The 25,711-nt window shown below is 63.5% G+C and carries 22 protein-coding genes; 18 read left to right on the plus strand and 4 right to left on the minus strand.

The genetic code is table 11. The annotated features are described in order from the left end of the window. Window positions 1–14 precede the first annotated feature (14 nt). Together R2855_20240 and R2855_20245 are read right to left on the minus strand one after the other, a co-directional pair. On the minus strand, window positions 15–689 hold the full coding sequence (locus R2855_20240) for an SOS response-associated peptidase (GenBank protein MEZ4533336.1): 675 nt from the start codon (window positions 687–689) through the stop codon (window positions 15–17). 12 nt (window positions 690–701) lie between these two features. Then, the gene (locus tag R2855_20245; protein MEZ4533337.1) at window positions 702–2,771 is read right to left on the minus strand and encodes an ATP-dependent helicase; all 2,070 of its coding nucleotides are present in this window, start codon (window positions 2,769–2,771) and stop codon (window positions 702–704) included. A gap of 183 nt (window positions 2,772–2,954) precedes the next feature. Between R2855_20245 and R2855_20250 the strand changes: the two genes are divergently transcribed. Genes R2855_20250 through R2855_20260 form a run of 3 tightly spaced genes read left to right on the plus strand, consistent with a single transcriptional unit; the run spans window position 2,955 to window position 8,411 of the window. Continuing rightward, window positions 2,955–3,716, plus strand: coding sequence for an ImuA family protein (locus R2855_20250; GenBank protein MEZ4533338.1), 762 nt, complete (start codon window positions 2,955–2,957; stop codon window positions 3,714–3,716). After that, window positions 3,631–5,154, plus strand: coding sequence for a DNA polymerase Y family protein (locus tag R2855_20255; GenBank protein MEZ4533339.1), 1,524 nt, complete (start codon window positions 3,631–3,633; stop codon window positions 5,152–5,154). Before R2855_20250 ends, R2855_20255 begins: the two co-directional genes overlap by 86 nt. Next, a complete protein-coding gene (locus R2855_20260) occupies window positions 5,151–8,411 on the plus strand; it encodes an error-prone DNA polymerase (GenBank protein MEZ4533340.1) in 3,261 nt (1,086 codons plus the stop codon). Before R2855_20255 ends, R2855_20260 begins: the two co-directional genes overlap by 4 nt. Before the next feature lie 10 nt (window positions 8,412–8,421). Here R2855_20260 and R2855_20265 read toward each other — a convergent pair whose 3' ends face one another. Both R2855_20265 and R2855_20270 read right to left on the minus strand, forming a co-directional pair. Beyond that, a complete protein-coding gene (locus R2855_20265) occupies window positions 8,422–9,402 on the minus strand; it encodes a hypothetical protein (protein ID MEZ4533341.1) in 981 nt (326 codons plus the stop codon). Between the two features lie 26 nt (window positions 9,403–9,428). Continuing rightward, window positions 9,429–9,791: a hypothetical protein gene (locus R2855_20270; GenBank protein MEZ4533342.1), complete on the minus strand. Its 363-nt coding sequence runs from the start codon at window positions 9,789–9,791 to the stop codon at window positions 9,429–9,431. A gap of 408 nt (window positions 9,792–10,199) precedes the next feature. Here R2855_20270 and R2855_20275 point away from each other — a divergent pair, with 408 nt between their 5' ends. From R2855_20275 to R2855_20345, 15 genes are all read left to right on the plus strand, one after another. Then, complete coding sequence (locus R2855_20275; protein MEZ4533343.1) at window positions 10,200–10,589, plus strand: DUF4345 domain-containing protein; 390 nt, start codon at window positions 10,200–10,202, stop codon at window positions 10,587–10,589. A gap of 336 nt (window positions 10,590–10,925) precedes the next feature. Further along, entirely contained in the window at window positions 10,926–11,123 is a 198-nt protein-coding gene (locus R2855_20280) for a hypothetical protein (GenBank protein MEZ4533344.1), read from the plus strand. A 199-nt stretch (window positions 11,124–11,322) separates the two neighbouring features. Beyond that, on the plus strand, window positions 11,323–12,297 hold the full coding sequence (locus tag R2855_20285; protein ID MEZ4533345.1) for a DUF3991 and toprim domain-containing protein: 975 nt from the start codon (window positions 11,323–11,325) through the stop codon (window positions 12,295–12,297). A gap of 128 nt (window positions 12,298–12,425) precedes the next feature. Then, the gene (locus tag R2855_20290) at window positions 12,426–13,022 is read left to right on the plus strand and encodes a DUF1419 domain-containing protein (protein MEZ4533346.1); all 597 of its coding nucleotides are present in this window, start codon (window positions 12,426–12,428) and stop codon (window positions 13,020–13,022) included. Further along, window positions 13,019–13,429: a DUF3085 domain-containing protein gene (locus R2855_20295; GenBank protein ID MEZ4533347.1), complete on the plus strand. Its 411-nt coding sequence runs from the start codon at window positions 13,019–13,021 to the stop codon at window positions 13,427–13,429. The genes R2855_20290 and R2855_20295 overlap by 4 nt, the downstream gene beginning before the upstream one ends. Before the next feature lie 87 nt (window positions 13,430–13,516). Then, complete coding sequence (locus R2855_20300; protein MEZ4533348.1) at window positions 13,517–18,619, plus strand: DEAD/DEAH box helicase family protein; 5,103 nt, start codon at window positions 13,517–13,519, stop codon at window positions 18,617–18,619. Further along, entirely contained in the window at window positions 18,606–18,899 is a 294-nt protein-coding gene (locus tag R2855_20305) for a hypothetical protein (protein MEZ4533349.1), read from the plus strand. The genes R2855_20300 and R2855_20305 overlap by 14 nt, the downstream gene beginning before the upstream one ends. A 318-nt stretch (window positions 18,900–19,217) precedes the next feature. After that, window positions 19,218–20,882 carry a ParB/RepB/Spo0J family partition protein gene (locus R2855_20310; GenBank protein ID MEZ4533350.1) on the plus strand — a complete coding sequence of 555 codons (1,665 nt, stop codon included), beginning with the start codon at window positions 19,218–19,220 and terminating at the stop codon, window positions 20,880–20,882. Window positions 20,883–20,973: 91 nt separating this feature from the next. Next, window positions 20,974–21,447, plus strand: a complete 474-nt coding sequence (locus tag R2855_20315; protein MEZ4533351.1) for a hypothetical protein — start codon at window positions 20,974–20,976, stop codon at window positions 21,445–21,447. Beyond that, window positions 21,444–22,310, plus strand: a complete 867-nt coding sequence (locus tag R2855_20320; GenBank protein ID MEZ4533352.1) for a hypothetical protein — start codon at window positions 21,444–21,446, stop codon at window positions 22,308–22,310. Before R2855_20315 ends, R2855_20320 begins: the two co-directional genes overlap by 4 nt. Window positions 22,311–22,506: 196 nt before the next feature. Continuing rightward, entirely contained in the window at window positions 22,507–22,770 is a 264-nt protein-coding gene (locus R2855_20325; GenBank protein ID MEZ4533353.1) for a hypothetical protein, read from the plus strand. A gap of 702 nt (window positions 22,771–23,472) precedes the next feature. After that, window positions 23,473–24,060 carry a hypothetical protein gene (locus tag R2855_20330; GenBank protein ID MEZ4533354.1) on the plus strand — a complete coding sequence of 196 codons (588 nt, stop codon included), beginning with the start codon at window positions 23,473–23,475 and terminating at the stop codon, window positions 24,058–24,060. Window positions 24,061–24,265: 205 nt separating this feature from the next. Next, window positions 24,266–24,790, plus strand: coding sequence for a hypothetical protein (locus R2855_20335; protein MEZ4533355.1), 525 nt, complete (start codon window positions 24,266–24,268; stop codon window positions 24,788–24,790). Window positions 24,791–24,849: 59 nt separating this feature from the next. Further along, on the plus strand, window positions 24,850–25,188 hold the full coding sequence (locus R2855_20340; GenBank protein ID MEZ4533356.1) for a hypothetical protein: 339 nt from the start codon (window positions 24,850–24,852) through the stop codon (window positions 25,186–25,188). A 315-nt stretch (window positions 25,189–25,503) separates the two neighbouring features. Further along, window positions 25,504–25,689 (plus strand): hypothetical protein, encoded by a 186-nt coding sequence (locus tag R2855_20345; protein MEZ4533357.1) that lies wholly within the window; start codon window positions 25,504–25,506, stop codon window positions 25,687–25,689. The last annotated feature ends 22 nt before the right edge of the window (window positions 25,690–25,711 follow it).

Consider the following 25,711-nt stretch of genomic DNA (forward strand, 5'->3'; position numbering starts at 1 on the left):
GGTGCGGCATGGCCTCAGAGCAGCAGATCGTCATCCTTGGGATTGGCCGGTGGCTCCACAATGACCAGCATGTTGCCGGGCAGCGGACGCTGCAGATGTTTGACGTCCGCCCATTCCCCGGTGAGCCAGAGATCGACCTCTTCCGGTGTCGTCAGGATTGCCGGCATGGCCTTTTCGTGGATGGGCTTGACGATCTCGTTCGGCGTCGTCGTGAGAAACCCATAGAGCTCATATTCCTGTTCGCCATCACGGACCTTCCGCACCCCCTTCCAGGGCGTCCAGAAACCGGCGAAGAACATCAGCGGCCGGTCGGGGTTCTGCGCGAACCAGGCATTCGGCACGCGGCCGCCTTCCACCTTGCTGGCGGGATCGGGCTCCGCGAACGACGTGAACGGGACCACACAGCGGCTTGTCGGTCCGAGCCAACGGCGCCAATGTGGCGATCCGACATTGCGGATATTGGTGACGCCGCGATCGGCCTTGCCTTTGACGAAGGCCGGCGGCGTCGGCATGCCCCAGGTCGCGCTGACGATCTCGCGATTGCCATCGTCGCCAACACGCACGATCGGCGCCAGCGTGTTCGGATAGACGTTCAAGGAGGGCTCGTTCCAGCCGGCCTTGTCGGCCATGGCCTTGGTGAACTCGACAACCGCGTCCCGCGTCGTCGTCAGATTATAGAGATTGCACAAATCCTTCTCCCGTTAGCGCCACATCCCGCGCATGCGCGCGCCCACATCGAGGCGCATCTGCCGCGGTCCGGCATTACTGGCTTGGCCCGGCGCGACCACCGGCCAGGTCCTATTCTCGAAAAACTGCAACAACATAGCGGGAATGAACCGTGTCCGCGAGGCATAGACATGCCGGTCGCCGGTCGAAGACTGTCCATGCGTGAAGAAACGCTGCGGGACGACCAGGTTCAGACTGTCTTTCGCCCGCGTCATCGCGACATAGAGCAGGCGCCGTTCTTCCTCGATCTCGTCGGTTGTCCCGACGCCCAGATCGGACGGAATGCAGCCGTCGACGGTATTGAGGACGAACACCGACCGCCATTCCTGGCCCTTGGCGGAATGGATGGTGGAAAGGACCAGATAATCCTCATCGAGCAGCGGTACCCCGGCCTGGCCGGAGGTCGCATCCGGCGGATCGAGCGTCAGTTCGGTCAGGAACCGCTCGCGCGACGGATAGCCGGCGGCGATGTCCTCGAGCTGCAGGAGGTCCGCGCGTCGCATCTCGAAATCTTCGTGGATGCGTTCCAGATGCGGCTCATACCACGACCTGATCCGCCCGATCTCGGCCGGCCAGCCCATGTTGGAGGTGCGGAGGTCCGCGATCAACGAAACGAGCCCGGGCCAGTCGGCCGCGGCACGCGGCGGCGCGGGCAGGGCGGCGAGCGTCTCAACGGGGTCGGCGGTTTCGCTGACCGCATCAAGGGCGATCTGCGCCGACGCCGGGCCAACGCCTGGCAGGAGCTGCATCAGGCGGAAGCCCGCCACGCGATCACGCATGTTTTGGGCGAACCGAAGCGCCGCCAGCATGTCCTTCACATGGGCGGAATCGAGGAACTTCAGGCCGCCGAATTTCACAAAGGGGATGTTGCGGCGGGTCAGCTCCACTTCCAGCGGGCCGCTGTGATGGCTCGCCCGGAACAGGACGGCCTGGTCTTTCAGCCGCATGCCGCCTTCACGATTGTCGAGCACCTCGTCGGCGACAAAGCGCGCCTGGTCGCCTTCGTCGCGGACCGTAACCAGTCTTGGTTTTTCGTTGGAGGCGCGCTCCGTCCAGAGGTCCTTCGTGTAGCGTTCCTGCGCAAGACCGATGACACCGTTGGCGGCGGCGAGGATGGGCTGTGTCGAGCGGTAATTGCGGTCGAGCGTGATCACGTCGGCCTTCGGCGAGAACTCATTCGGGAAATCGAGGATGTTGCGCACCGTGGCGGCGCGGAACGAATAGATCGCCTGGGCGTCGTCGCCGACGACCGTCAGGCCGCGACCGCCGAGCTTGAGCGCCATCAGGATGGAGGACTGAAGGCGGTTCGTATCCTGATATTCATCGACCAGGACATGATCCCAGCGTCCGCCGATCTCATCGGCAAGCACGGGATCGCCCATGGTCTGCGCCCAGTACAAGAGCAGGTCGTCGTAATCGAGGACGTTCTGGATCTGCTTGGCCTCGACATAGGCCGCGAACAGCTCCTTCAGCTCCTTTTCCCACGCGGCACACCACGGGAAGTTCGCCCCGAGGATTTCATCCAGCGGCGCCTCGGCATTGACGGTGCGCGAATAGATGGAGAGGCACGTCCCCTTGGACGGAAACCGGTTTTCCGTCTTCGAGAAACCGAGATCATGCCGGGCGAGGTTCATCAGGTCGGCCGAGTCCTCGCGGTCATGGATCGTGAATTGCGGATCGAGGCCGAACTCGATGGCATATTCCCTGAGCAACCGCGCGCCGATCCCGTGAAACGTGCCCGACCAGGCAAGCCCGTCCGCCATGATCCCCGCCTTGTCTCCCAGCGCTTTCGCGCAGATCCGCTCGACCCGCTTTCCCATTTCGGCGGCCGCGCGGCGTGAAAAGGTCATCAAGAGGATGCGGCGCGGATCGGCTCCGGAGATGACGAGCTGGGCGACACGATGGGCGAGTGTATTGGTTTTCCCGGAGCCCGCGCCGGCGATGATCAGAAGCGGTCCGCCGATTCCCCCGTCGGGCAGATCGATCCCGTGCAGGACCGCCGCCCGCTGATTGTCATTCAATTTTTCCAGATGCGCTGCGCTCATCCCGTCCCGCCTCAAACCCTTGGGAATCAACGATGCGCGTCCCACGCATCGGTGTTTTCTGCCGGTCGAGGTGGCCTGAGCCCGTCAAAGAGTCCGATTGACTCAAAACCGGAAAGAGAACAAATAATGAACATACCGGAGATTTTCGCCGTTGCAAAGCCTTAAAGGAGACCTTTCCGCGTCATGCCGAGCCATTCGGTCAGTCCCGCTATTGCCGAGCTTCGAGAGCGCATCGCGCATCTCGAAGGTCCGGGGGGACGTGCGCGCTCGGTTCTGCCCTTCGGCCTGAAAGACATCGACCGAAGGCTTCCGGGAGGAGGGCTGGGGCTTGGCTGTCTGCATGAGGTGGCGGGCGGCGGCAATGGCGCCGTGGATGGGGCTGCGGCCGCGCTGTTTACGGCCGGGATCGCGGCGCGCACCAAGGGCAAGGTGCTCTGGGTGGTCACGCGGCCCGATCTCTTCGCACCGGCGATCGCCCAGGCCGGACTTGCGCCCGACCGGGTGATCCATGTCGAGGCCGGCGACGAGAAGGCGTTGCTCGCCTGTTTCGAGGAAGGGTTGCGTCATGGCGGGCTTGGCGCTGTCGTCGCCGAAACCGCGCGCCTGTCGATGCCCGCCTCGCGCCGCCTTCAGCTCGCGGCCGAGAGCTCCAACACGATCGGTCTGGCGCTGCGCCGGTGGCGCCGGCAGACCGAGGCCGGGGATTTCGGGCAACCAACGGCGAGCGTCAGCCGCTGGCGGGTGTCCGTCCTGCCGTCGCGGCCCTTGCCGGTGCCCGGTTTGGGCCGCGCCCGCTGGCTGGTCGAGCTCATCCGGTGCCGCGCCGGCGAAAGTGCAGATTTTGAAGTGGAGGCATGCGATGACACGGGTCGTCTCGCTCTTCCTTCCGAGGTGGCCGACAGATCGCCTCAGAAGGAAATCGGGCGACGCATCGCCTCCGGATGATGCGCCGCTCGTCATGGCGGGACGGACCGGCCGCCGCCGACTGATCACCGCGCTCGATGCCAATGCCGAAGGGCTTGGCGTGCGGATCGGCATGGCCGTCACCAAGGCGCAAGCCCTGGTGCCGGGACTGATCATTGCCGATTCCGATCCCGCCGCGGAGACCGAGGGCCTGACCAAGCTGGCGCTCTGGGCGCTGCAGCGGATTTCGCCCGTGGTGATGGCCGATCCGCCCGATGGGCTGGTGATCGATACGACCGGCGCCGATCATCTGCATGGCGGCGAGGCGGCCATGCTTGCCGATATGATCAAGCGTTTTGCCGCCTCCGGCGTTGAGGCGCGCGCGGCAGTCGCCGATACCTGGGGCGCGGCCCATGCCGCGGCGCGGTTTATCGCGCGGCCAGCCATCATCGTTCCGCCCGGCGAGGGCGAGGCGATGCTTCGGACCCTGCCGCTGCAGGCGCTCCGCCTCGATCCCGGGCCGGTGTCCGGCCTGCGCACCCTCGGGTTCGAGACGGTGGGCGAGCTCCTCGATCAGCCGCGCGCGCCTCTGGCGCTGCGGTTCGGCCCGGAGATCGGGCGAAGGCTGGACCAGGCGCTTGGCCGGATCGCGGAACCCGTCGATCCCGTCCGGTCGCCCGAGCTGATCGAAGCGCGCAAGGTTTTTGGGGAGCCGATCGGCGCCGCCGAAACCATCGCGCGCTATATCGCAAAACTGGTCGATGCCCTTTGCGTCGAACTCGAGAAAGCCGGGCGTGGCGCGCGGCGACTCGATCTCCTGTTTCACCGGGTCGATAACACCATGCAATTCATCCGGATCGGCATGGCACAGCCGGTGCGCGATCCCAAACGCCTGACCCGGCTCTTCCGAGACAAGCTGGAAACCGTCGATCCGGGGTTCGGGATCGAGATCATGGTGCTGATCGCCATCCAGACCGAGCCGGTGCGCGAGAAGCAGACGATCTCATCCCTTGTCGAGGAACCCGAACCCGATGTCTCCGACCTCGTCGACGTGCTCGCCAACCGGGTTGGAGAAAACCGGCTCTGCCGCTTCGTGCCGGTCCAAAGCGATGTGCCCGAGCGATCCGTCGCGCGCATCCCGCCGCTGGCGCCGGAGACCGGGCTGACCTGGGAGGGCGACTGGCCGCGTCCGCCGCGGCTCCTGCCCCGGCCCGAGCCCGTCGAGACCATGGCGCTCTTGCCCGACCATCCGCCCGTCTGGTTCACCTGGCGCGGCGTGCGCCGCCGCGTCCGCCGCGCCGACGGTCCGGAACGCATCCGCGGCGAGTGGTGGAAACGCGATGCCGAGCTGACAACCGTGCGGGATTATTTCCGGGTCGAGGACGAGACCGGCGAGCGCTACTGGCTTTTCCGGTCGGGCGACGGCGAGCATGAGGACAGCGGCTCGCAACGCTGGTTTCTGCACGGGATCTTTGGATGAGCGGGCCGCGCTATGCCGAATTGCAGGTGACGACGCATTTCTCGTTTCTGCGCGGCGCCAGCAGTTGCGACCAGCTCTTCGCACGCGCCGCCGAACTCGGCATCGAAGCGCTCGGCGTCGTCGATCGAAACTCGCTGGCCGGTGTCGTCCGGGCGCTCGAAGCGTCCCGGCAGACCGGCGTCCGGCTCGTCGTCGGCTGCCGCCTCGACCTCGCCGACACCCTGCCGGTCCTGGTCTATCCGACCGACCGGCCGGCCTATGCCCGACTTTGCCGTTTGCTGTCGCTCGGCAAAGGCCGCGCGGGCAAGGGAAAATGTCATCTCGAATGGGCCGATCTGGTGGCATACGGGGAGGGCTTGATCGCGGTCCTCGTGCCGAACCGCGCAAATGATGACTGCGCGCTGCATCTGAGACGGTTGCGGGAAGCCTTCGGCGACCGCGCCTATCTGGCGCTGACGCTGCGCCGACGGCCCAACGATCAGCTCCGCCTCTGGCAGCTCTCGAACCTGGCCGCCGCGGCGCGGGTTCCGACCGTCGTCACCAATGACGTGCTCTTCCATGAGGTGGGCCGACAGCTCATGCAGGATGTCGTCACAGCCATCCGGCACAATGTCACCATCGACGAGCTCGGCCATCGCCGCGAGCGGTTCGCCGATCGCTTTCTCAAACCGCCGGAGGAGATGCACCGGCTGTTCGATCGCTACCCCGAAGCGCTCGCCCGCACGACCGAGATCATGGACCGCTGCCGGTTTGCGCTCGAGGAGCTCGCTTATCAATACCCGGAGGAGAAGCTCTTTCCGGACCTCTCGCCGCAACAGGCGCTCGAAAAGCTCACCTGGGAAGGGGCCGCCGAGCGTTACCCCGAAGGCCTGCCCGACAAGGTGCGGGCCAATCTCGATCACGAGCTGGCGCTGATCGAGAAGCTGGACTACGCGCCGTATTTCCTGACGGTGAACGCGATCGTGCGCTTCGCCCGCTCAAAAGACATTCTCTGTCAGGGCAGGGGATCGGCCGCAAATTCGGCCGTCTGCTATGTCCTCGGCGTCACCTCGGTCGATCCGGATCGCAACGACCTTCTCTTCGAACGCTTCGTGTCGGAGGAACGGCGGGAGCCGCCAGACATCGATGTCGATTTTGAGCACGAACGGCGCGAGGAAGTGATCCAGTGGGTCTATCGGACCTATGGCCGCGAACGGGCTGCGCTCTGTTCCACCGTCATCCGCTACCGCTCCAAAGGTGCGCTGCGCGATGTCGGCAAGGCGCTCGGTCTGACCGAGGATCTAACCAAGACGCTGTCGTCACAGGTCTGGGGCTGGTCGGAGGGCGTCGAGCAGAAACACGCCGAGGAACTGAACCTCAACATGGGCGATCGGCGGCTCCGGCTCGCCATGGAACTCGCCCATCGGCTCGTCGGCACGCCGCGCCATCTCTCCCAGCATCCGGGCGGATTTGTCCTGACCCATGACCGGCTCGACGAGCTGGTGCCGATCGAACCAGCGGCCATGGAAGACCGGCAGGCCATCGAATGGGACAAGGACGACATCGATGTCCTGAAATTCATGAAGGTCGATGTGCTCGCGCTCGGCATGCTCTCCTGCATGCGCCGCGCCTTCGACCTTCTGGCCGCGCACAAGGATATTCGGCTCGACCTCGCGACGATCCCGGCCGAGGATCCGCGCACCTATGCGATGATCCGCAAGGCCGACACGCTCGGCACTTTCCAGATCGAGAGCCGCGCCCAGATGGCGATGCTGCCGCGCATCAAGCCGCGGACCTTCTACGATCTCGTCATCGAGGTCGCCATCGTCCGGCCCGGCCCGATCCAGGGCGACATGGTCCATCCCTATCTGCGCCGGCGAGAGGGTAAGGAAGAGGTGACCTTTCCGAAACCGGAGCTCGAGGTCGTACTCGGCAAGACGCTTGGCGTGCCCCTGTTTCAGGAACAGGCCATGCGCGTCGCCATCGAATGCGCCGGGTTCACCGCCGGCGAGGCCGACCAGCTCCGCCGCGCCATGGCGACGTTCAAACACACCGGCGGGGTCTCGAAATTCGGCACCAAGCTGATCGAGGGCATGGTGAGCAATGGCTATGACCGCGAGTTCGCCGAGCGCACCTTCAGGCAGCTCGAGGGTTTTGGGTCCTACGGGTTTCCCGAAAGCCACGCTGCGAGCTTCGCCCTGATCGCCTACGCCTCGTCCTGGATGAAATGCTGGCATCCGGACGCCTTTTGCTGCGCGCTTCTGAATGCCCAGCCGATGGGCTTTTACGCGCCCGCCCAGATCGTGCGTGATGCCCGCGACCATGGTGTCGAGGTCCGTCCCGTCTGCATCAATGCGAGCCGATGGGACTGCACGCTGGAGCCGATCGACGGTGATGACAACCGTTTTGCTGTTCGGCTCGGTTTACGCCTTGTCAAAGGCCTCGGCAAAGCCGAAGCGGCCCGGCTTGTCTCCTGCCGGGAGGAGGACCCACTCGTCTCGGTTGACGATCTCTGGCGCCGCGCCGGCATCCCGGCCGCTGCTCTTGTCGAACTCGCCGAAGCCGATGCCTTTAGGCCCTCGCTCGGTCTTGCGCGCCGCGAGGCGCTCTGGGCAATCAAGGCGCTGCGCGACGAGCCCCTGCCGCTCTTCGCCGCCGCGGCCAATCGCGAGGCCGGCGTCGTTCCCGAGCAGTCCGAACCGGAGGTCTACCTCAAACCCATGGAGGCGGGCCGCGAGGTGGTCGAGGACTATGGGCATGTCGGCCTGAGCCTGCGCCGCCACCCGGTTTCCTTCCTCCGGTCGGACCTGGCCCGCCAGCGTTTCGTGACCTGCGCGGAAGCCGTCGCCTTGCGCGACGGCCGTTGGGTCAATGTCGCTGGGCTCGTCCTGGTGCGCCAGCGTCCCGGCTCGGCCAAGGGCGTCATGTTCATCACGCTCGAGGACGAAACCTCGGTCGCCAATCTCGTCGTCTGGTCAAAAGTCTTCGAGAAATATCGGCGTACGGTACTCGGCTCGGGCATGCTCGGCGTCAAAGGGCGGGTTCAGCGGGAAGGGGAGGTGGTCCATATCGTCGCCCGGGAGCTGATCGACCTGTCTTCAGAGCTTGCGAGCGTCGGCAGTCGGGTTGGGGAGTTTCCGCTGCCGCATGGGCGCGGCGACGGGTTTCATCATGGGTCGCCGGCGCCAGATCCGCGCGGGATCGCCAGGCCACGCGACATGGCCGATCCCTATGGCCACATCGACGAGATCAAGGTGAAGACGCGGGATTTTCGGTGAGGCGGTGCCCCTAGCCGAGTGCAAGGAGCGGGGCGAGGACACGCTCAAATGTGGTGACCTGTCGAGCCTGGAACTCGGCAACAATTGCAGGCAGGCGCAGATTGATCTTGTCCTCCCGGCCGAAGAACAGGTTGCGGTTCACGAACCGATCGAAGCGCCCATTCGTCATGTCCGGGAAGAGCACGAACTTCTCGATCGCAACGCCGTCCCGGATATGCTCATAGGCCTTCGGCATATCGTCCAGCAGCCCGTCATGGATGACGTGATTGCGCAGCGTTTCCACCGTGGTCATGAATTCGCAGGATTCAAACAGGGTCCCCGCCGCCTTGTCGAAGCTTACGCGCTTGCGGTCGCCAAATTGCATGTTCCCGCTGGAGAGCTTCGGATAACGCTTGAAGTCCTGACGAAGGTGCTCGGCCTCAAATGCAACCTTGACCGTGTAGTCGAGCAGGCTGTGCATCCGAATGAATATGAAGCCCAGATAGGCAAAAAGCTTTGTCGTCACCGGCGATGACGAATACCGAAGCCCGTCCTCATGTTTCATAGGGGGAAAGAAGAGGCTTTCCGTATTCAGTGTGAAATAGAATTCGCCAAGAACCTGCTCGATTTCCTTCGTGCATTCCTGGATCGAGGCGACCAAGTGCTGGCAGTCATAAAGATAGAGGAACCTGTTGATTTCAGGAAAACCAGCCGTCTTTGCGAGAGACTGCTCAAACAGCTCGCGCGTCAGACTAGCCTCCGAATTGTGGCCCGCAACGCTGACGAATTCGGGCACTGCGCGGAGCATTCCCGAATAATCTATCCCTTTCATGATCGCCCGTTTGAACGCTTCGTGCAGACGAACACAGCGATCCTCGATGTCATGCAGCCGGCTGCCTGCAGAGACCCGCCAGGCCCCCTGAGGGTCGAACCTGAAATAGGGCAGGCCATCGCCGCGCGGCGCCTCCGACGGGATTCCATCAAGATTGAGGCATCTGACCGCTTCATTCATCGCGCGAACCACACGTTGTTCCGGGTTCAACCCACCCGCGCGTAGGACACCCGCCGGCCCTGTCCGGCAACCCGCGTTGCGACGGCGGCGGTCACCGGATCGCTGAGATCGCGCTCGATGATATCGAACCTGTCCGCGCCACTTGCAGCAAATCGCGGTCCGCCAGCCTTCTCGATGGTGCTTCGCAGCCGAGCCACAAACGCTTCCGGCGCATCAGCGGTCGAGAAGAAGACTGGGTGGAGCGGTCGCTCCAGATCATCGACATCGATATAGGCGCGGTACTTTCCGGCAGTCGAATAATCTTCCCAGCGCAATCCCCGGACATACGAAACCGGATAGCTGTCGCCCCTTGGAAGCGTGATCGTGCCCGCAGCAAAATCCACCTGCACGCCACATTGCCTGAAACCATCTGCGGTTATGACCGGCCTCTCGACATAGCTGATACATCTCTGACGCAGCCACTTCGCCGCAAACCAGATCGCCAACATCCCCAACGGCCAGACCCACCAGGGTTGGCTTTGGTAGATCGCAACGATTTCATTCCAGCTGATGCTCATCATCCTCGACCAGAAGTGGTTCATGCGCCAATGCGGCAACAATAGCTGGGTCGGGAGTCCCGCGTAAAGTTCTTACACCATGCGGACGGCCACCCTTCCTGTACTCAGAGCAAAAATGTCAAAGCAGGTTTGTGCGATCAGAGACGAGGTCCGTCGAGCCCGTCGCAAAAGGTCATCTATTTCAAGGCGCCATTCCAGACGCTAAGCTGGCATCATTGTTGCGGACAACGGATGGCAAAGATGGAAACTTTCTTGCGGGGCTTGCTCCTCATTCTCGGTGCAGCTTCTGTCGTGATTTCTCTTGGCCATATTGCACTGGGACCGGAGGTGATACCCGGCTCTGTTCCTGGCAACGCGACCATGGACAATCAGGATCGCTTCTTTGCCGCCCTGTTTCTATGCTACGGCGGCGCAGTCCTCTGGTGTCTCAAGGACTGGCGTTCCAAACTCCGCGAAATCCGCGTCCTTGCGGCCATCCTGTTCGTCGGCGGATTGGCTCGATTAGTGTCTATCGCGATTGTGGGGCTACCGCATCCATTCTATGTGACCATGATGATCGTCGAATTCGTGCTGCCAGTCTCGATCGTATGGGCGAGTGCAAAAATCATGCGTTCGGAGCGATCCGATTGATCGTCCGGCTCCGGAGAAATTGTTGTGGCAGCCGCGCTTGGCGCGCGACCGTGCTCTATTTCCAGCCGGCGCGCCGGCTTCCAACCGAACCCGCTTGCACCGGTTTCGGCCCCTTCGGGTAACGATCACTCTGCCAGATGCGCGCGCATCGCTCTATGGTGCAGCATGGCAACCGCATTGCTCATTGACGGGCTTGCTGAAAGCGTCTCACACCAAAACAGCATGTGGGCCCATGTTTAAACATTAGGGACGGAGGTATCGTTGTTTCCGGCCATTCACCGATGGGTTCAGCATCGTAGAGCGATCCGGCGCAGGTGGCGATCTGACGCCCGTCAATTGGTCGCTACTGATGAGGTCAACGCCTATTACGAGGCGCAACGCCGCGCCGCGCGTGCCCGTTATCACGAGGACCGGGACGAATTTTATCACTGGGCCAAAGTTGCGGCCGAGGTTGCGCGCCTCAGTCCCCGCGCCGAAATGAACATCGAAGTCGTCCGGCGGATCGCGGTCGAGGAGGAAACCAAGAGGATGTGAGGTTGGGCCTGCCGCTTGCGTGCGGCGGCAGGCAAGGGAAGCTGTGCCGCGCCTGGCTGCGAATAAATCCACCCCGGCACAATTGCCGGCTTGCCAGCCGCGCCCTGGCCTGCCTTGCTCTTCGTGGCGTCCGGATCCCGCCCCTACAGAAAAGGGGAGCGGAAACCGGATAGAGGACCGCGCAAGACGCGGAAAAAAAATGGAAAAAGCCGAGCTCGAAGAGCTGAGAGACAAGGTGAATTGCGGCGCGGTCCTGGAGACCGCCGGCTTTGCCGTCGATCTGAAGGAAAGCACCCGCAAGGCGGTCAAATACCGCCGCGGCGACGACATCATCATCGTCATTCACGAGGGCAAGGGCTGGTTCGATCCGCTGTCCGACGCCAAGGGGGACGTCTTCCGACTGGTCGAACATCTCGACGGCCTTCCCTTTGCGGCCGCGCTCTATGTCGTTGCCGATCTCATCGGTTTCGTGCCCACGGAGCCTGAATGGAAGCGGCCGTCACGCGCGCCCGCGGCCGACCTCACCATCCCCGAACGCTGGAAAGCGCGGCGCAAGCCGTGGCGCGGTTCTCTGACATGGCGCTATCTGCGCGACGAGCGTCACATCCCCGAAGCCATATTGAGAGCCGCGATTGCCCAGGACATCCTGCGGGAAGGCCCCCACGGGAGCATGTGGGCTGCCCATTGTTCTGGCTCCGGCGCCGTGACCGGCTGGGAGGAGCGCGGGCCGGACTGGCGTGGTTTTGCAACCGGCGGCGCGAAGGTCCTCTTCCGGTTCGGGACCGTCGACGGGCTGCGCCTTTGCGTCACCGAGGCCGCGATCGATGCCATGAGCCTCGCCGCGCTCGAAGAACAGCGCCCCGACACGCTCTATCTCAGCACCGGGGGCGGTTGGTCGCCGGCGAGTTCCGAAGCCCTGCTCGACCTCGCCGTTCGGGCAGACGCCCTTCTGGTCGCGGCCACCGACAACAATGCGCAAGGGGAGAGCTTTGCCGCGAGGCTTGAGACGCTCGCCGCCGATGCCGGTTGCGGGTTCGTGCGGCTGCGGCCGGAGCTGGAGGACTGGAACGAGGATCTGAAGGCAAAAAGAAGAAAGAAGGATGGAAGGGAGGAGGAGAGGGACGGTTGCCGCATGCCCGCCGGCCGCGTCAAGGGTGAAGCTCCGCCCGGCTGACGCCGGCCCTTGACCCGGCCGCACGGAGAGGCGGCCGCGGGGAGCGGTCCGGAAGGGCTGAAGAAGATGGTGACGCTGGAAAGGTGCGCCGCGCTTCAGCCCCGGGACAGGCCTCAAAGGAGCCCGCAATGACCTCTCCCATCCGCAAGATCCAGTTCGGAATCGCCGACCGCTACCAGATGTTCAGACTCTTCGACCGCCATGCGCAGCGGCCCGATCGCTGGCAGACCGACGGCAGCGCTCTTTACACCGGCGAATGGTTCGAGATCGCGCAAACCGAGCATGACTACATGCTCGAAATCCTGCCGCCGCTCTGGATGCGCGGCGAGATGTTCGCCATGCGCGAATTCCTGACCGGCAGCATCACCAGCGTCTTCTACACGCTCAGCATCAACGGCGTGACGCGATACTTCCACGCCTATTGCGATCTGTCCGACCCGCGCTCGCCCTATGAGATGCGCGACGCCATCGTCGAGCGCGAGCGCCGGCCGGTCAAGGCGATGACCCGCGACGAGCGGATCGAGCATATCTGGAGCGCCACACATGACGGCTATCGCGGCTATGCCGGCGCGGATTTCCGGCCCGAACATCGCGGCAATCGGACTGTCATCGTCTACGGCAAGCCGGGCACGCGGTTCGAACTGCTCGAGAGCCTGACTGATCAGCAGATTTCCGAAAAGCTGCCGGTTCATCTGCGCCACCTGCCGCTGCCCGAAGCCGCGTGAGGTCCCTCATGTTCACATTTCCCATTCTTGCGGTGCGCAAGGTCATCGCGCGCGGCGAAGAGGATGCGGCCGCCAATGGCGGCTTCCGCAATCCCTATTATGGCACCCGTCCGGGAGAGGGCGAGAAGCCCGGCTTCTGGCTCGTTGGCGACGAGGGCGTCTACATCATCTCCAACGGCAAGCTCGCCGAGGGTCAGAAACCACTCGTCGTTTACTCGACCGAATGCCATCCGAAGGGCGATACCGACTGGTGGGACTACAAGCGCCGGCACTTCGGCGGCGATGATGGCATCGAGTTCATCGATGCCGATCTGCTGGTTCCGAGCTTCAACCGCAGCTTCGGGATCACCCATCTCGGCATCCAGCTCACCGAGAACGACATCTCGTTCTCGCTGATCACCCGCTAACCCCTTTCTCAAATCCGCACGTCATTGACGCTGCCGGGTCTCCCGGCGGCGCGGCTTCGTGCGCCCGCATCACAGGAGAAACCATCAATGTCAGACCACGATCCCTTCACCCTCGACATGTTCGGCAGTTCGCAGAATGCCTTGTCATCCGGACTCGGCCTTGGCGTTACCGCCTTCGCCGAAACCCCGATGACCAAGACGGTCGAGGCCGATCCTCCAAAGGTGGCGGATGGTTCCAGACCCTCAGCATTCGAGAGATCAGCTGATCAGCATGTCAGCGAAGCAGCCGAACGCGGCAGCAACTTCCATCTTTCCGGAAGCCGGGGCTTGGCCAAGGGCTGGAAGGCCCGGGCACGGGACAATCTCGACGCCATTGCCCTTGCCGCGGCGATCGCGGCCGAGGACCGGCCCGCGACGCACGACGAGCAGGCTCGTCTCATCCGGTTCACCGGCTTCGGTGCGTCCGATCTCGCCAACACCATCTTCACCCGGCCCGGCGAGGAGGGGTTCCGCAAGGGATGGGAAGACCTCGGCGAAGGGCTGCAGGCGTCCGTGAACGAGGCCGACTACGCTTCGCTCGCCCGCTGCACGCAATATGCCCATTTTACGCCCGAGTTTATCGTCCGGGCGATCTGGAAGGGTCTCGAACGGCTCGGCTGGCGCGGCGGCCGCGTGCTCGAACCGGGCATCGGGACGGGACTGTTTCCAGCCCTGATGCCGGAGGCATTCCACGATGCGTCCATTGTCACCGGTGTCGAGCTCGATCCGGTCACCGCGCGGATCGCCCGGCTCCTGCAGCCGGTCGCCCGCATCATCGAGGGCGATTTCGCGCGCGTCGATATACCGGCGCATTTCGATCTGGCCATTGGCAATCCGCCGTTTTCCGACCGGATCGTTCGCTCGGATCGCGCCTACCGTTCGATGGGTCTGCGGCTGCATGATTATTTCATCGCCCGCTCGATCGATCTTTTGAAACCCGGCGCGCTCGCAGCCTTCGTCACTTCGTCGGGGACGATGGACAAGGCGGATGCCGGGGCCCGCGAGCACATCGCCAACTCGGCCGATCTGATTGCCGCGGTCCGTCTGCCCGAAGGCAGCTTTCGGCAGGATGCAGGCACCGACGTCGTCGTCGACATCCTGTTCTTCCGCAAGCGCAAGCCGGGCGAGCCGCAGGGCGACGCAAGCTGGCTCGATCTTGCCGAGGTCATCTCAGCGACCGAAAACAGCGAAGCGATCCGCGTCAATCGCTGGTTCGCAGAGCATTCAGACCATGTGCTCGGCCGCCACGCGACCACATCCGGTCCCTTCGGCGAGACCTACACCTGCCTCGCCGGCGCCGGCGACCTCGAAGCCGACCTCGACGCTGCCATCCTTTCCCTTCCGGAAGCCCTTTATGACGGCGAACCTGACGTGATCGATGTCGATCTCGAACTTGGGGCCAGCCTGACGGATATCGTCAGAACCGAGGATGCGCATGTCCGCGAGGGCAGTTTTGTCTTCGATGCGTCGAGGGGCCTGATGCAGGTGCTCGACGGCAAACCCCTTCCGGTTCCCGTCCGCATGGGCCGGTCCGGCGAAGGGTTTTCGGAGAAGCAGATCAACATCGTCAGGAAGCTGATCCCCGTGCGCGACGCCGTGCGCGCGGTCCTGAAGGCCCAGGAGACCGATCAGCCATGGCGCGACCTGCAGGTGAAGCTGCGCATCGCCTGGTCGAGCTTCGTCCGCGACTTCGGGCCGATCAATCACACCAAGGTGTCGATCACGGAGAACGCTGCGACGGGGGAGACCCGCGAAACGCATCGCCGCCCGAACCTGCAGCCCTTCCTCGATGATCCGGACTGCTGGCTGGTCGCCTCTATCGAGGCCTACGATCTCGACACCGACACGGCAAAGCCCGGCCCGATCTTTTCCGAACGGGTCATCGCCCCGCCATCGCCGCCCGTGATCACCAGTGCCGCCGATGCGCTCGCCGTCGTCCTGAACGAACGCGGTCATGTCGATCCCGACCATATCGCCGAGCTCTTGCATGAAGACCGCGAGACGGTCATCGAGGAACTCGGCAGCGCGATCTATCGCGATCCGGCGGACGGCTCCTGGCAGACGTCCGACGCCTATCTTTCCGGTCCCGTGCGCGACAAGCTGGCGATCGCCGAAGCCGCCGCCGAGCTCGACCCGGCCTACAGACGCAATGTCGAGGCGCTCGAAGGAGTGCAGCCGGCCGACCTCACCCCGTCCGAGATCACCGCGCGGCTTGGCGCGCCATGGGTTCCCGCCTCCGATGTCGTCGACTTCGTCAAGGAGACGATGGGGACCGACATCCGAATCCGTCACATGCCTGAACTCGCCTCCTGGACGGTCGACGCCCGCATGCTCGCCTACCGCGCCGAGGGTACGTCGGAATGGGGCACCAAACGCCGGCATGCCGGCGAACTGCTCGCCGATGCGCTCAACAGCCGGATCCCGCAGATCTTCGATACGGTGAAGGACGGCGACAGCGAACGGCGTGTCCTCAATGTCGTCGACACCGAGGCAGCCAAGGAGAAGCTGACCAAGATCAAGACCGCCTTCCAGACATGGGTCTGGTCCGATCCGGACCGGACCGACCGGCTGGTGCGGGTCTACAATGACACCTTCAATAATATCGCGCCCCGATCCTTCGACGGGGACCATCTGCAACTCCCGGGCGCCTCAGGCGCCTTTGTTCTTTATGGCCACCAGAAACGCGGCATCTGGCGGATCATCTCAGCGGGCGCGACCTATCTCGCGCACGCCGTCGGCGCCGGCAAGACCATGACGATGGCGGCCGCCATCATGGAGCAGCGCCGGCTCGGCCTGATCTCGAAAGCCATGCTGGTCGTGCCCGGCCACTGCCTGGCGCAGGCCGCCCGAGAATTCCTGGCGCTTTGTCCGACGGCGCGGATCCTGGTTGCGGATGAAACCAACTTCACTAAGGACAAGCGTCATCGCTTCCTGTCGCGCGCCGCGACGGCCAATTGGGATGCGATCATCATCACGCATTCCGCCTTCAAGTTCATCGCGGTCCCGGCCGAATTCGAGAAGCAGATGATCGAGGATGAGCTGGCGCTCTACGAAGAACTGCTCACCCGGGTCGAAAGCGACGACCGGGTGTCGCGCAAGCGTCTTGAACGACTGAAGGAGGGATTGCGTGACCGGCTGGATGCGCTCGGCTCCGTCAAGGACGACTTGCTGACGATTTCGGAGATTGGCGTCGATCAGATCATCGTCGACGAGGCGCAGGAGTTCCGCAAACTCTCCTTTGCCACCAACATGTCGACGCTCAAGGGCGTCGATCCGAACGGATCGCAGCGGGCCTGGGACCTCTATGTGAAGTCGCGGTTCATCGAGACGAAGAACCCCGGCCGCGCACTGGTGCTGGCCTCCGGAACGCCGATCACCAACACGCTTGGCGAGATGTTCTCGGTACAGCGCTTCCTCGGATTCGAAGCCCTGAAAGAGCGCGGGCTGCACGAGTTCGACGCCTGGGCCTCGACCTTCGGCGATGTGGCGACCGAGCTCGAATTGCAGCCATCGGGCAAATACAAGCCCGTCTCGCGCTTCGCGACCTTCGTCAACGTGCCGGAACTTATCGCCATGTTCCGCTCCTTCGCCGATGTCGTGCTGCCGGAGGATCTGAAGCAATATGTGAAAATCCCGGCCGTCTCGACCGGCAAGCGTCAGATCGTCACCGCCAAGCCGACCAATGACTTCAAGCTCTATCAACAGGTGCTCGAGGCGCGCATCAAGGCCATCGAAAAGCGCGAGGGACCGGCGCAACCCGGCGACGACATCCTGCTTTCCGTCATCACCGACGGGCGCCATGCAGCGATCGATCTTCGGCTGGTCGACCCCGACAATGACAATGAGCCAGACAACAAGCTCAACAAGCTGGTCGCCAACGCCTATCGCATCTGGTCCGACACCGCCGCAAACACCTATCTCACCAAGGACGGCAAGCCTTTCGATCTGCCGGGCGCGGCACAGATGATCTTCTCCGATCTCGGCACGATCAGTGTCGAGAAATCCCGTGGCTTTTCCGCTTATCGCTGGATCCGCGACGAGCTCGTCCGCCTCGGTGTCCCGGCCTCTGAAATCGCCTTCATGCAGGACTACAAGAAGACCGAGGCCAAGCACCGGCTCTTTGCCGACGTCAATGCGGGAAAAATCCGCTTCCTGATCGGCTCGTCGGAAACCATGGGCACCGGCGTCAACGCGCAGCTTCGCCTCAAGGCGCTCCACCATCTCGACGTGCCCTGGCTGCCCTCGCAGATCGAACAGCGCGAAGGCCGCATCGAGCGGCAGGGCAATCAGCATGGGGAGATCGATATCTTCGCCTACGCCACCGAAGGCTCGATGGATGCCCAGATGTGGCAGAACAACGAGCGCAAGGCCCGCTTCATCGCCGCAGCGCTCTCCGGCGACACATCAGTGCGCCGGCTTGAAGACCTGGGCGAAGGCCAGGCCAACCAGTTCGCCATGGCCAAGGCCATTGCCTCCGGCGATCAGCGCCTGATGCAGAAAGCGGGACTTGAAGCCGATATTGCGAGGCTGGAACGTTTGAGGGCCGCGCATCGCGACGATCTCTTCGCCGTCCGCCGGCAAATCCGCAATGCCGAGCGCGACATCGCGCACGATACGCGGCGGATCGCTGAGATCGGCAAGGATATCGAGCGCCGGATTCCAACGACAGGCGACGCCTTCGCCATGACTATTGCCGGGCAATCCTTCGCCGAGCGCAAGCCCGCGGGCCGCGCGCTGATGAAGGAAATCATGACGCTGGTACATCTGCGGGAGGAAGACGAAAAGACCATCGCCAATATCGGCGACTTCGATCTCGTCTTCTCCGGCCACCGCTTCGGCAACGACGAATTCCAATATGATGTCGCGCTCGCGCGGACCGGTGCGGAGACCGACATCGATCTCGCCCTGACGGTCACGCCGCTCGGCGCGATCTCGCGCATCGAACATGTGCTTTCAAGTTTCGAGGACGAGCGGTCGCAATACCGTTTCAGGCTCGATGACGCGAAGCGCCGGCTGGCCTCCTACCAGTCCCGCCAGGGTGGAGAATTTGGTTTCGAGAAAGAGCTTGCCGACAAGCGCCGGCAGCTCGATGCCATCGAGGCCGATCTGGCGGACGAAGTGATCGAGGAGGCCCGCAATGCCGCAGCTTGATATCCGTTCTTTCGTCGTCATATCGACTGCACACGTATCCGAGGCGACGCCAAGATGCCTCGAAACAGGCCATGTCGAGGACCGGCCCTGGGCTGGTGGACCCTACGGAACCTATGGTTGGTTTCTCTACGCCCACGACGAGAATCGCGGTGCCGGTGCCGACGCTATTCCCGACGATCTGATGGCCGTCATGGAATGGGCGCGGTCGCAAGGGTGCCACTACCTCCTTCTCGACCGCGACGGCGACACCGTCGACGGTCTGGATATTTATGAGTGGTAACGCCCGCCGATCACCGGTCGCTCATCGCGCAGCAATGCCTGTGACGCCGGAAAAGTCAGAAAGAAGAAAAAGGCGGAAAAGCAGGGACCGGTCGCAGACCGGTTGGACCGGAGACGCTGGCGCTCAACCGCCGCCTGCGCCATCCCGGCCCGTCATCCTTCGCAGGGCTTGTCAGCCCCGCTTGTCCGGCCGGGCAGGGACGCTCGGCCGCAGTTGCACCGGCCCGCCCGCTCCGCGGTCCCGTGAGTGTCTTCGAGAAGAAGACGAGAAAGGGAACCGGCGGCATGCCGGGTTCTCAAACCCAACAAGGAGCTTCCCATGCATATCATCAAGATCGACCCGCGCGCGCTCAAGGACAATCCCGACGATGCCCGCAAGTCCAAATCCACGCCGCAGGGCGATGCGCTGCTCGCCGCGACCATCATGGCCGTCGGCATCATCCAGCCGCCAGTCGTCTCTCCCGAAGCCGATGGCGGCAACGGCTTCATCATCCAGGCCGGCCATCGCCGCACCAGGGGTGCGATCGCCGCCGAGCTCGAGGAGATCGAGGTCATCGTGACCGATGCGGCCGAGGATGGCGGCGCCATGCGCTCCATGGTCGAGAACATCGCCCGCGAACCGCTCAACCCGGTCGATCAGTGGCGGGCCATCGAGCGGCTTGTCGCGCTTGGCTGGACCGAGGAAGGGATCGCCGCGGCGCTGTCGCTTTCGGTGCGCCAGATCAAGAAGCTCCGGCTGCTCGCCAATGTGCTTCCCGCCATGCTGGACCAAATGGCCAAGGGCGACATGCCCGACGAGCGGCAGCTCCGGACCATTGCGGCCGCGTCGATTGCCGAGCAGAAGGAGGTCTGGAAGGCCCACAAGCCGAAGAAGAGCGAGACCACCTCTTGGTGGTCGGTCGCCAACGGCCTCTCCAAGACGCGCATGTATGCCCGTGACGCCAGTTTCGACGACGAGCTGGCGCAAGCCTACGGCATCGCCTGGGTCGACGATCTCTTTGCGCCTGCCGACGAAGACAGCCGCTATACGACCGATGTCGAGGCCTTCCTCGGTGCCCAGCAGGAGTGGATGACCAACAACCTGCCGAAGAACGGCATCATCACCGAGTCCAACAATTGGGGCCAGCCGGAACTGCCGAAGAAGGCCGAGCGCGTCTACGGCAAGACGAAGAAGTCCGATTGCACGGCGATGTATCTCGACCGTGAGGGCAAGGTGCAGTCGGTCGTCTACCGGATGCCCGAGCCCAAAGCGACCAAGGGAAAGGTGGGGGAGGGCGGCGCCATCGCGCCGGCGCAGCGTCCCGATGTCACCCAGAAGGGCCAGGACATGATCGGCGATTTCCGCACCGACGCGCTTCACGAGGCGCTTCAACGCGCGCCGATCGAGGACGACACGCTGATGGCACTGCTCGTCATCGCCTTTGCCGGTCAGAACGTTCGCGTCGATTCCGGCTCGGGCAATAGCGGTTCGTTCCGCAGCCAGATCGCACCCCATGCCGCCAAGCTGGTCGACGAGACCGGTAGTCTCGCCTTCGACCAGGACACGCTCCGCGTCGCCGTGCGCTCGGTGCTGATCGAGGTGCTGTCGTGCCGCCGCAGCATGTCCAACAGCGGCATCGTCTCGCGCATCGCCGGCGCGGTTGTCGGAGCCGACAGCTTCCTGCCCAATATGGGGACGGAGGACTTTCTTCTGTGCCTGTCCCGGCAGGCGCTTGAGGCCGCATGCGCGGACACGTCGGTGCTGCCGCGCAACAAGGTCCGCGACACCCGAGCGGCACTCGTCGAGCATTTTCAGGAGGAACGCTTCGTTCACGCGTCCGCGCTGTTCGCACCCGAAGCGAACGAGCTGGCAGACTGGAAGGCCAGTAACGAAATCGTCGAGGACGAAGACGCCGCCGACGTTGACGGCTCCGTCGACGAACCGGACGAGGGCGACATCGACCCGGATGCTGTCTCTGAGGGTTTTCGCGAAGCCGCCGAATAGCGGTCTTCTTCCTTCCGAATGCACATCACGCCGCCGGCATCGTCCGGCGGCGTTTCGGTTTCCAATCCCGAAAAACAGGAGGACATCACCCATGTCCGCGCAACTGATCTCCGACACCGCGCCGCTCGGCGCGATCATTCGCTATTCCGACGGCACGCCGCGCCCGCCCGAACGGCACCGCCGCAAGCTCCAGGCCTGGGAGCGCAAGAACAATTCGGGCCGGCTCGTCAAGAAACAGGCCGCCACCGTCGTTGGCCAGACCACCATACCGGCCAGCTTCACGCTTCACGAGGGGGACTTCGGCAGCAAGGCCGTCATCGTACTCCGGGTCTTCAGAACCTTCTCGGTCGATAGCGGGCTCGCGTTCTCGGTCGTCGAGCGGCCGACGGCCGGCGCGATCCTCGTGCTCGATCGTCCCGGTGACGCCGGCGAACTGGTCCATGTCGCCCAGAACCGGCAGGCCGCCGACGAGTGGCTGTCGCGTCACGGCTATCCCGAAGCCGAGCTGCAGGAAGTGACCGCCGACGAAACCGCCACCGATGGCGGTGAGGGGAGGGCGGCATGACCTCCGATCAAAAAGGGCCAGATTTGACGTCGCGGCCGAAGGTTCGTTTCGCCACCAGCGTCGAAGGGTTTCCGGTCGCACAGTTCGGCGACACCGCTTTCGCCATGCTGCCCGGTCGCGCCGACACGTACTTTCTTGGGCATGCCTGGCGATTACGCCGCCCGCTCGAGGAGCTGCTCCGCAAGGACTTCTACGGGCATGGCGGTGTGCTCGCCGATCAAGAGGCGTTCCGCGCCAAGGTGCTCGAACAGGCCGGGCACGCCTGTGAGAAGCATGCGCTCGGACGGCAAGAAATCCGCTCCCACGCAAACACGCCGTGGGGACCGTCGCAGGGCGCGACGGTGTTTGCCGAGGGTGTCGTCTGCCATTCGACCGCTGGCCATGGCGGTTTTCATCTTGCCGCCGACCGCAATGCGAAGGTCGACCGGCGACTTCGCCGGCCCAGCGGCTGGTATGAGGAAGACGCGGAATGGGCGATCGTCGCGCTAAGCTTTCCGCATCTCTTCACGAGCTTCGAACGGCGTTGCGCCGAGCAGACCGTGAAAGACAGCTGGCCCGATGCCTGGGAAGCGATCTTCGTAACCGTGCTCGCGCCCGGCCAGTCTCATGAAAAGGATCGGCGTGCCTTTCATGCGCGGCACGCCGGCGACTGGATCGTGATCTCCGCCATCAGGTCCGAACATCACGACCGTCATGTGGAGGTTGTCGCGACCCTCGGCGGCCACCGGGACCGAGAGGCCGAGCAACGCCGGTTCCTCGTTCCGTCCGGCGAATACGAGATCGGTCGTTTCGGTTTCGTCGTCGATCCCGATCGGCACGAAGTCTACGAAGGTCCGTCGAGCTTTGTCGGATGGGGGCGGTGATGCCGGTTCCCTGGAAACTCATCGCCTCAGCCTTTGGCTGGCGCGCCGGCTTCAGGCTCGAGGGCGCCCATCCCCGGCTCGTCATCCATCACAGGCGCCACAGCGCTCGGCTAGTCGGCGCCGACGCATGGAAACGCGCCGTTCTCATCTCGATCCGCGCCCCCGAATTCGTCCATCCAAAAGGGAGACCCTCTTCATGAGCACCTTCATCGTTGCCATCCACCTTGTCGTCGATACGAACGGCCCAAATCCGCGTGCAGAAATCATTGCCGCTCTCGAGGCACAACTCGACCAGCCCGCAGCACGTGTGCCGGCTACAGGCGGCATCCTCGACTGGGCCGTCGCCGGCGAAGACCTGGCTGCGTCCATGGCTCCGGTTACCATTCCGTCCGACTACAGGCCCGGGACCACGCAATTCCCGCAATGGCCCCGAGTCGTGCCGAAAAGGGCCGCATCATGATGGCCGCCAAGCGAGCGAAACTGCTGCGTCGGATGGAATTGGCGCACCGGCAGACGAGGGCGCACCTTGAACGGATCGAACGGCAGATTTCGGCCAGGGCGGAACGCATGACCACGACCGCCAGGACGAAGGCAAGATCGCGGACGCGCGGGGGATCGCGATGGACCCGGGGCGATGAGGCCACATTCCGAGCCTATGTCGATGAGCTCAGCTTCGAGCGGCGCAGCGAAATCGATGCCCTCAACCGAAAGCTCTCACGACAGGAGTGGGCGATCCTCGCCGTCAGGGCAAAGACCATCAGCAACGGGCCGACCACCAAAGCGGATGCGCAAGCCGTATTATGACGGCAGGAGCATATGCCAACCGGCCACGGTCATTTCCTTCACATTGAATGCCGGTGGAATGCCACCCCTTCCGGCCTCCCTTCGGTTCTGGTCGCGGTCGTAAACCGGCGGCCGGAGCCTTCAAGGCCGCTGACGCGCCGCGATGCGGCCGCACGCACCATCCTCGCCAAACCGGCCCCGCGGGACTGCGCGAGGGCTTGATAAGCCCTGCTGGCCCGCAGGACAGGTTCGCTCGTCCCGGTCCGTGCGGACCCTGAAGCCCCCGTCTTTCCGCCGGTTTCTTTTGCCCGCGCCCGAAGGGAGGGCCGGCAGGGGCCGGCTCGAGCCTTCGGTCAAATCGTGAAGGAAAGGACCTCACATGACCAGCAACGCTCGTCCCTCCCGTCAATCCGGCAAGATCGTCCAGCTCCGCAAGGGCGCATCCCTTGAAATGGTCCGGCTCGCCTGCCCCGACAGCGCCCAGGCCTCCCTCATCTCCGAAAGTTTCGGCCTTCCCGTCATCGACAGCGACGGCATTCGCGATCTCCATCACAAGATTATCGTCGACACGGCCGAATCCCTGAACGAAGGCCTCGGTGACCGGGCCATGCAGATCCACTTGCAGCGCATCGTCGGCTCCTATGTCGGCTCCGCCCACGGTGCCGGTCAATTCTACTCCCGCGCGGTCTCAGAAGCTCGGGACGCGACTGCGAAGTCGGCCAACGATACCCGCGACGAGGATCTCGGCGGACCAGTCGGTTTCGACAGCAATGCCCAACGCAAGCGAGAGTTCGCGGCCGATATGGGCATTCAGGCCCATGCGCTCCGCTGCGCGGCCGAGGGCACTGTAACGGCTTACGAAGAGATCGTTGGCGAAACCTGGAAGCCCTTCCAGCGCCAGGTCGAAAATCCCGGCCAGACCGTCGACCGCAGGGCGGCCGAACTCCAGATGGCGGCTCTGGGCTGAGCCGCTCGGGCGGAGCTTCGGCTCCGCCCGGCTACCAAGCCTCGATCCTGGCAACAGGTGCCACGTTCTCGGTGGCGTGGCTATGACCCGAGTTATCGACAATCATCTCGAGCGCTTCCAACCCGACCTTGCAGAATAAGGCACCATGATGAGATTTTTCCACGACTCCGAAGTATAAAGGCTATGTCGGACCGAGGAACTGATCGTGACACTTGTCGTATGCCGAAAAGAAGGAGATGACGTCTTTATCCAGTCAGACTCGAAGGTCACCGACGAGTTTGGAGCGTCGACCGAAAGACACTTCCGCCAGAATTTGCCACTCGCCGGACTGCTGAAAACGGTATTCTTGCATCCTCATGTTTGCCTCTCTTTTGCTGGGCAATCCGCCTTCGCAACGAAGTTCCTCAAGGACTTCATTGCGACGAACCTTTCGGAGTGGAACACCCCAAAACTGGTTGCTGCCCTTTTCGACATCCACCGGCAATCAGACCAGGGCTGCGAGTTCGTTCTTTGCGTGTCCGAGGACCGCAAGCCAGTGATCGTGTCGATCAAGGATGGGGCGATCAACGCCGATGCGCCTAATGCGTGGATCGGTAGCCAGCATGGGTTTGAAGCGTATCAAGCAGCGTTTCACCAGATGGCGGACGGCACGACACAAGAGAGAATGCGCTCAGCGTTCAAGACAGTCATCGAAAACCCGGACTTGCCCGAGATCGTCACTTCCACATAGAGGCGTATCTCGATCATCGGATCTGCGACGCCAACAATGACAGCGTTTTTCTCTACGAATTGAAGAGTGAGCTCGACACCGGCAGCCAGGTCATCCACGTTCCGGCAAAAACTTGGACTGCCCTTCCGCTCGGCGAGGCAGCATTTGGCGCGTTTGGCACCAGCTACTTTCGGTCGCTGTCGACAATGAGGCATGCCGTCGCGATTCACTTCCCGCACGGCCAGTTTGGCGTTTTGCTCTGTCCCCAGGTTGATCCCGAGATGCCGGTTCTCCTCGAAGACTGCGATGCAAGGCAATTTATCGGCCGGATCTGGGACGAGTTTGCGATATCCATGGAAGGAATTGCGCCGACCTCGGATACGCGTCTCCAACTTCTCCGAACGCCTTTCCAGGCCTGACTGGCCCGCCGCCTACCGGTTCGCTCAGCCAGACGCAAAGACGTCACTGCCGGTGCGAGTGCAGATCGGTTCACGGCCTCTTCGTGAAAATCATATCGTACATGGCCGGTCCTCTATCTCGGACGCAGTCCAATCCCGCTCTTTGAGGGATGGCATTCCTGGTGCGGCGCGGACTTCCACGATCAACCCATAAAGGGTCCGCTCGCAAGCGGCGGCCGCTTGGCTTTGGCCTGCGCGGTGATCGCGTCCGCTAAGCCGCACACTGACGGAGCCATCAAGAGCGGGATTGGCCCGCTCCAACGATGGAGCCCTCAGATGCAGCACGATCTTTCCCTCGCCCAGAAACACGCCTGGAACCTCGCCCGCACCCTCATGACCCCGATCGTCCTCTTCAGGTCCGACGACGAATACGGCGTTCTCCCCGCCGACGAAGTCGAAGATGCCGAGATCGTCATCCTCTTCGAATACGACCCCTACACGGGCGGTCAATCGGTCCACTAACCACCAATCCTCCCACTCCTCA

Source organism: Thermomicrobiales bacterium (assembly GCA_041390825.1).
Lineage (GTDB): Bacteria > Chloroflexota > Chloroflexia > Thermomicrobiales > UBA6265 > JAMLHN01.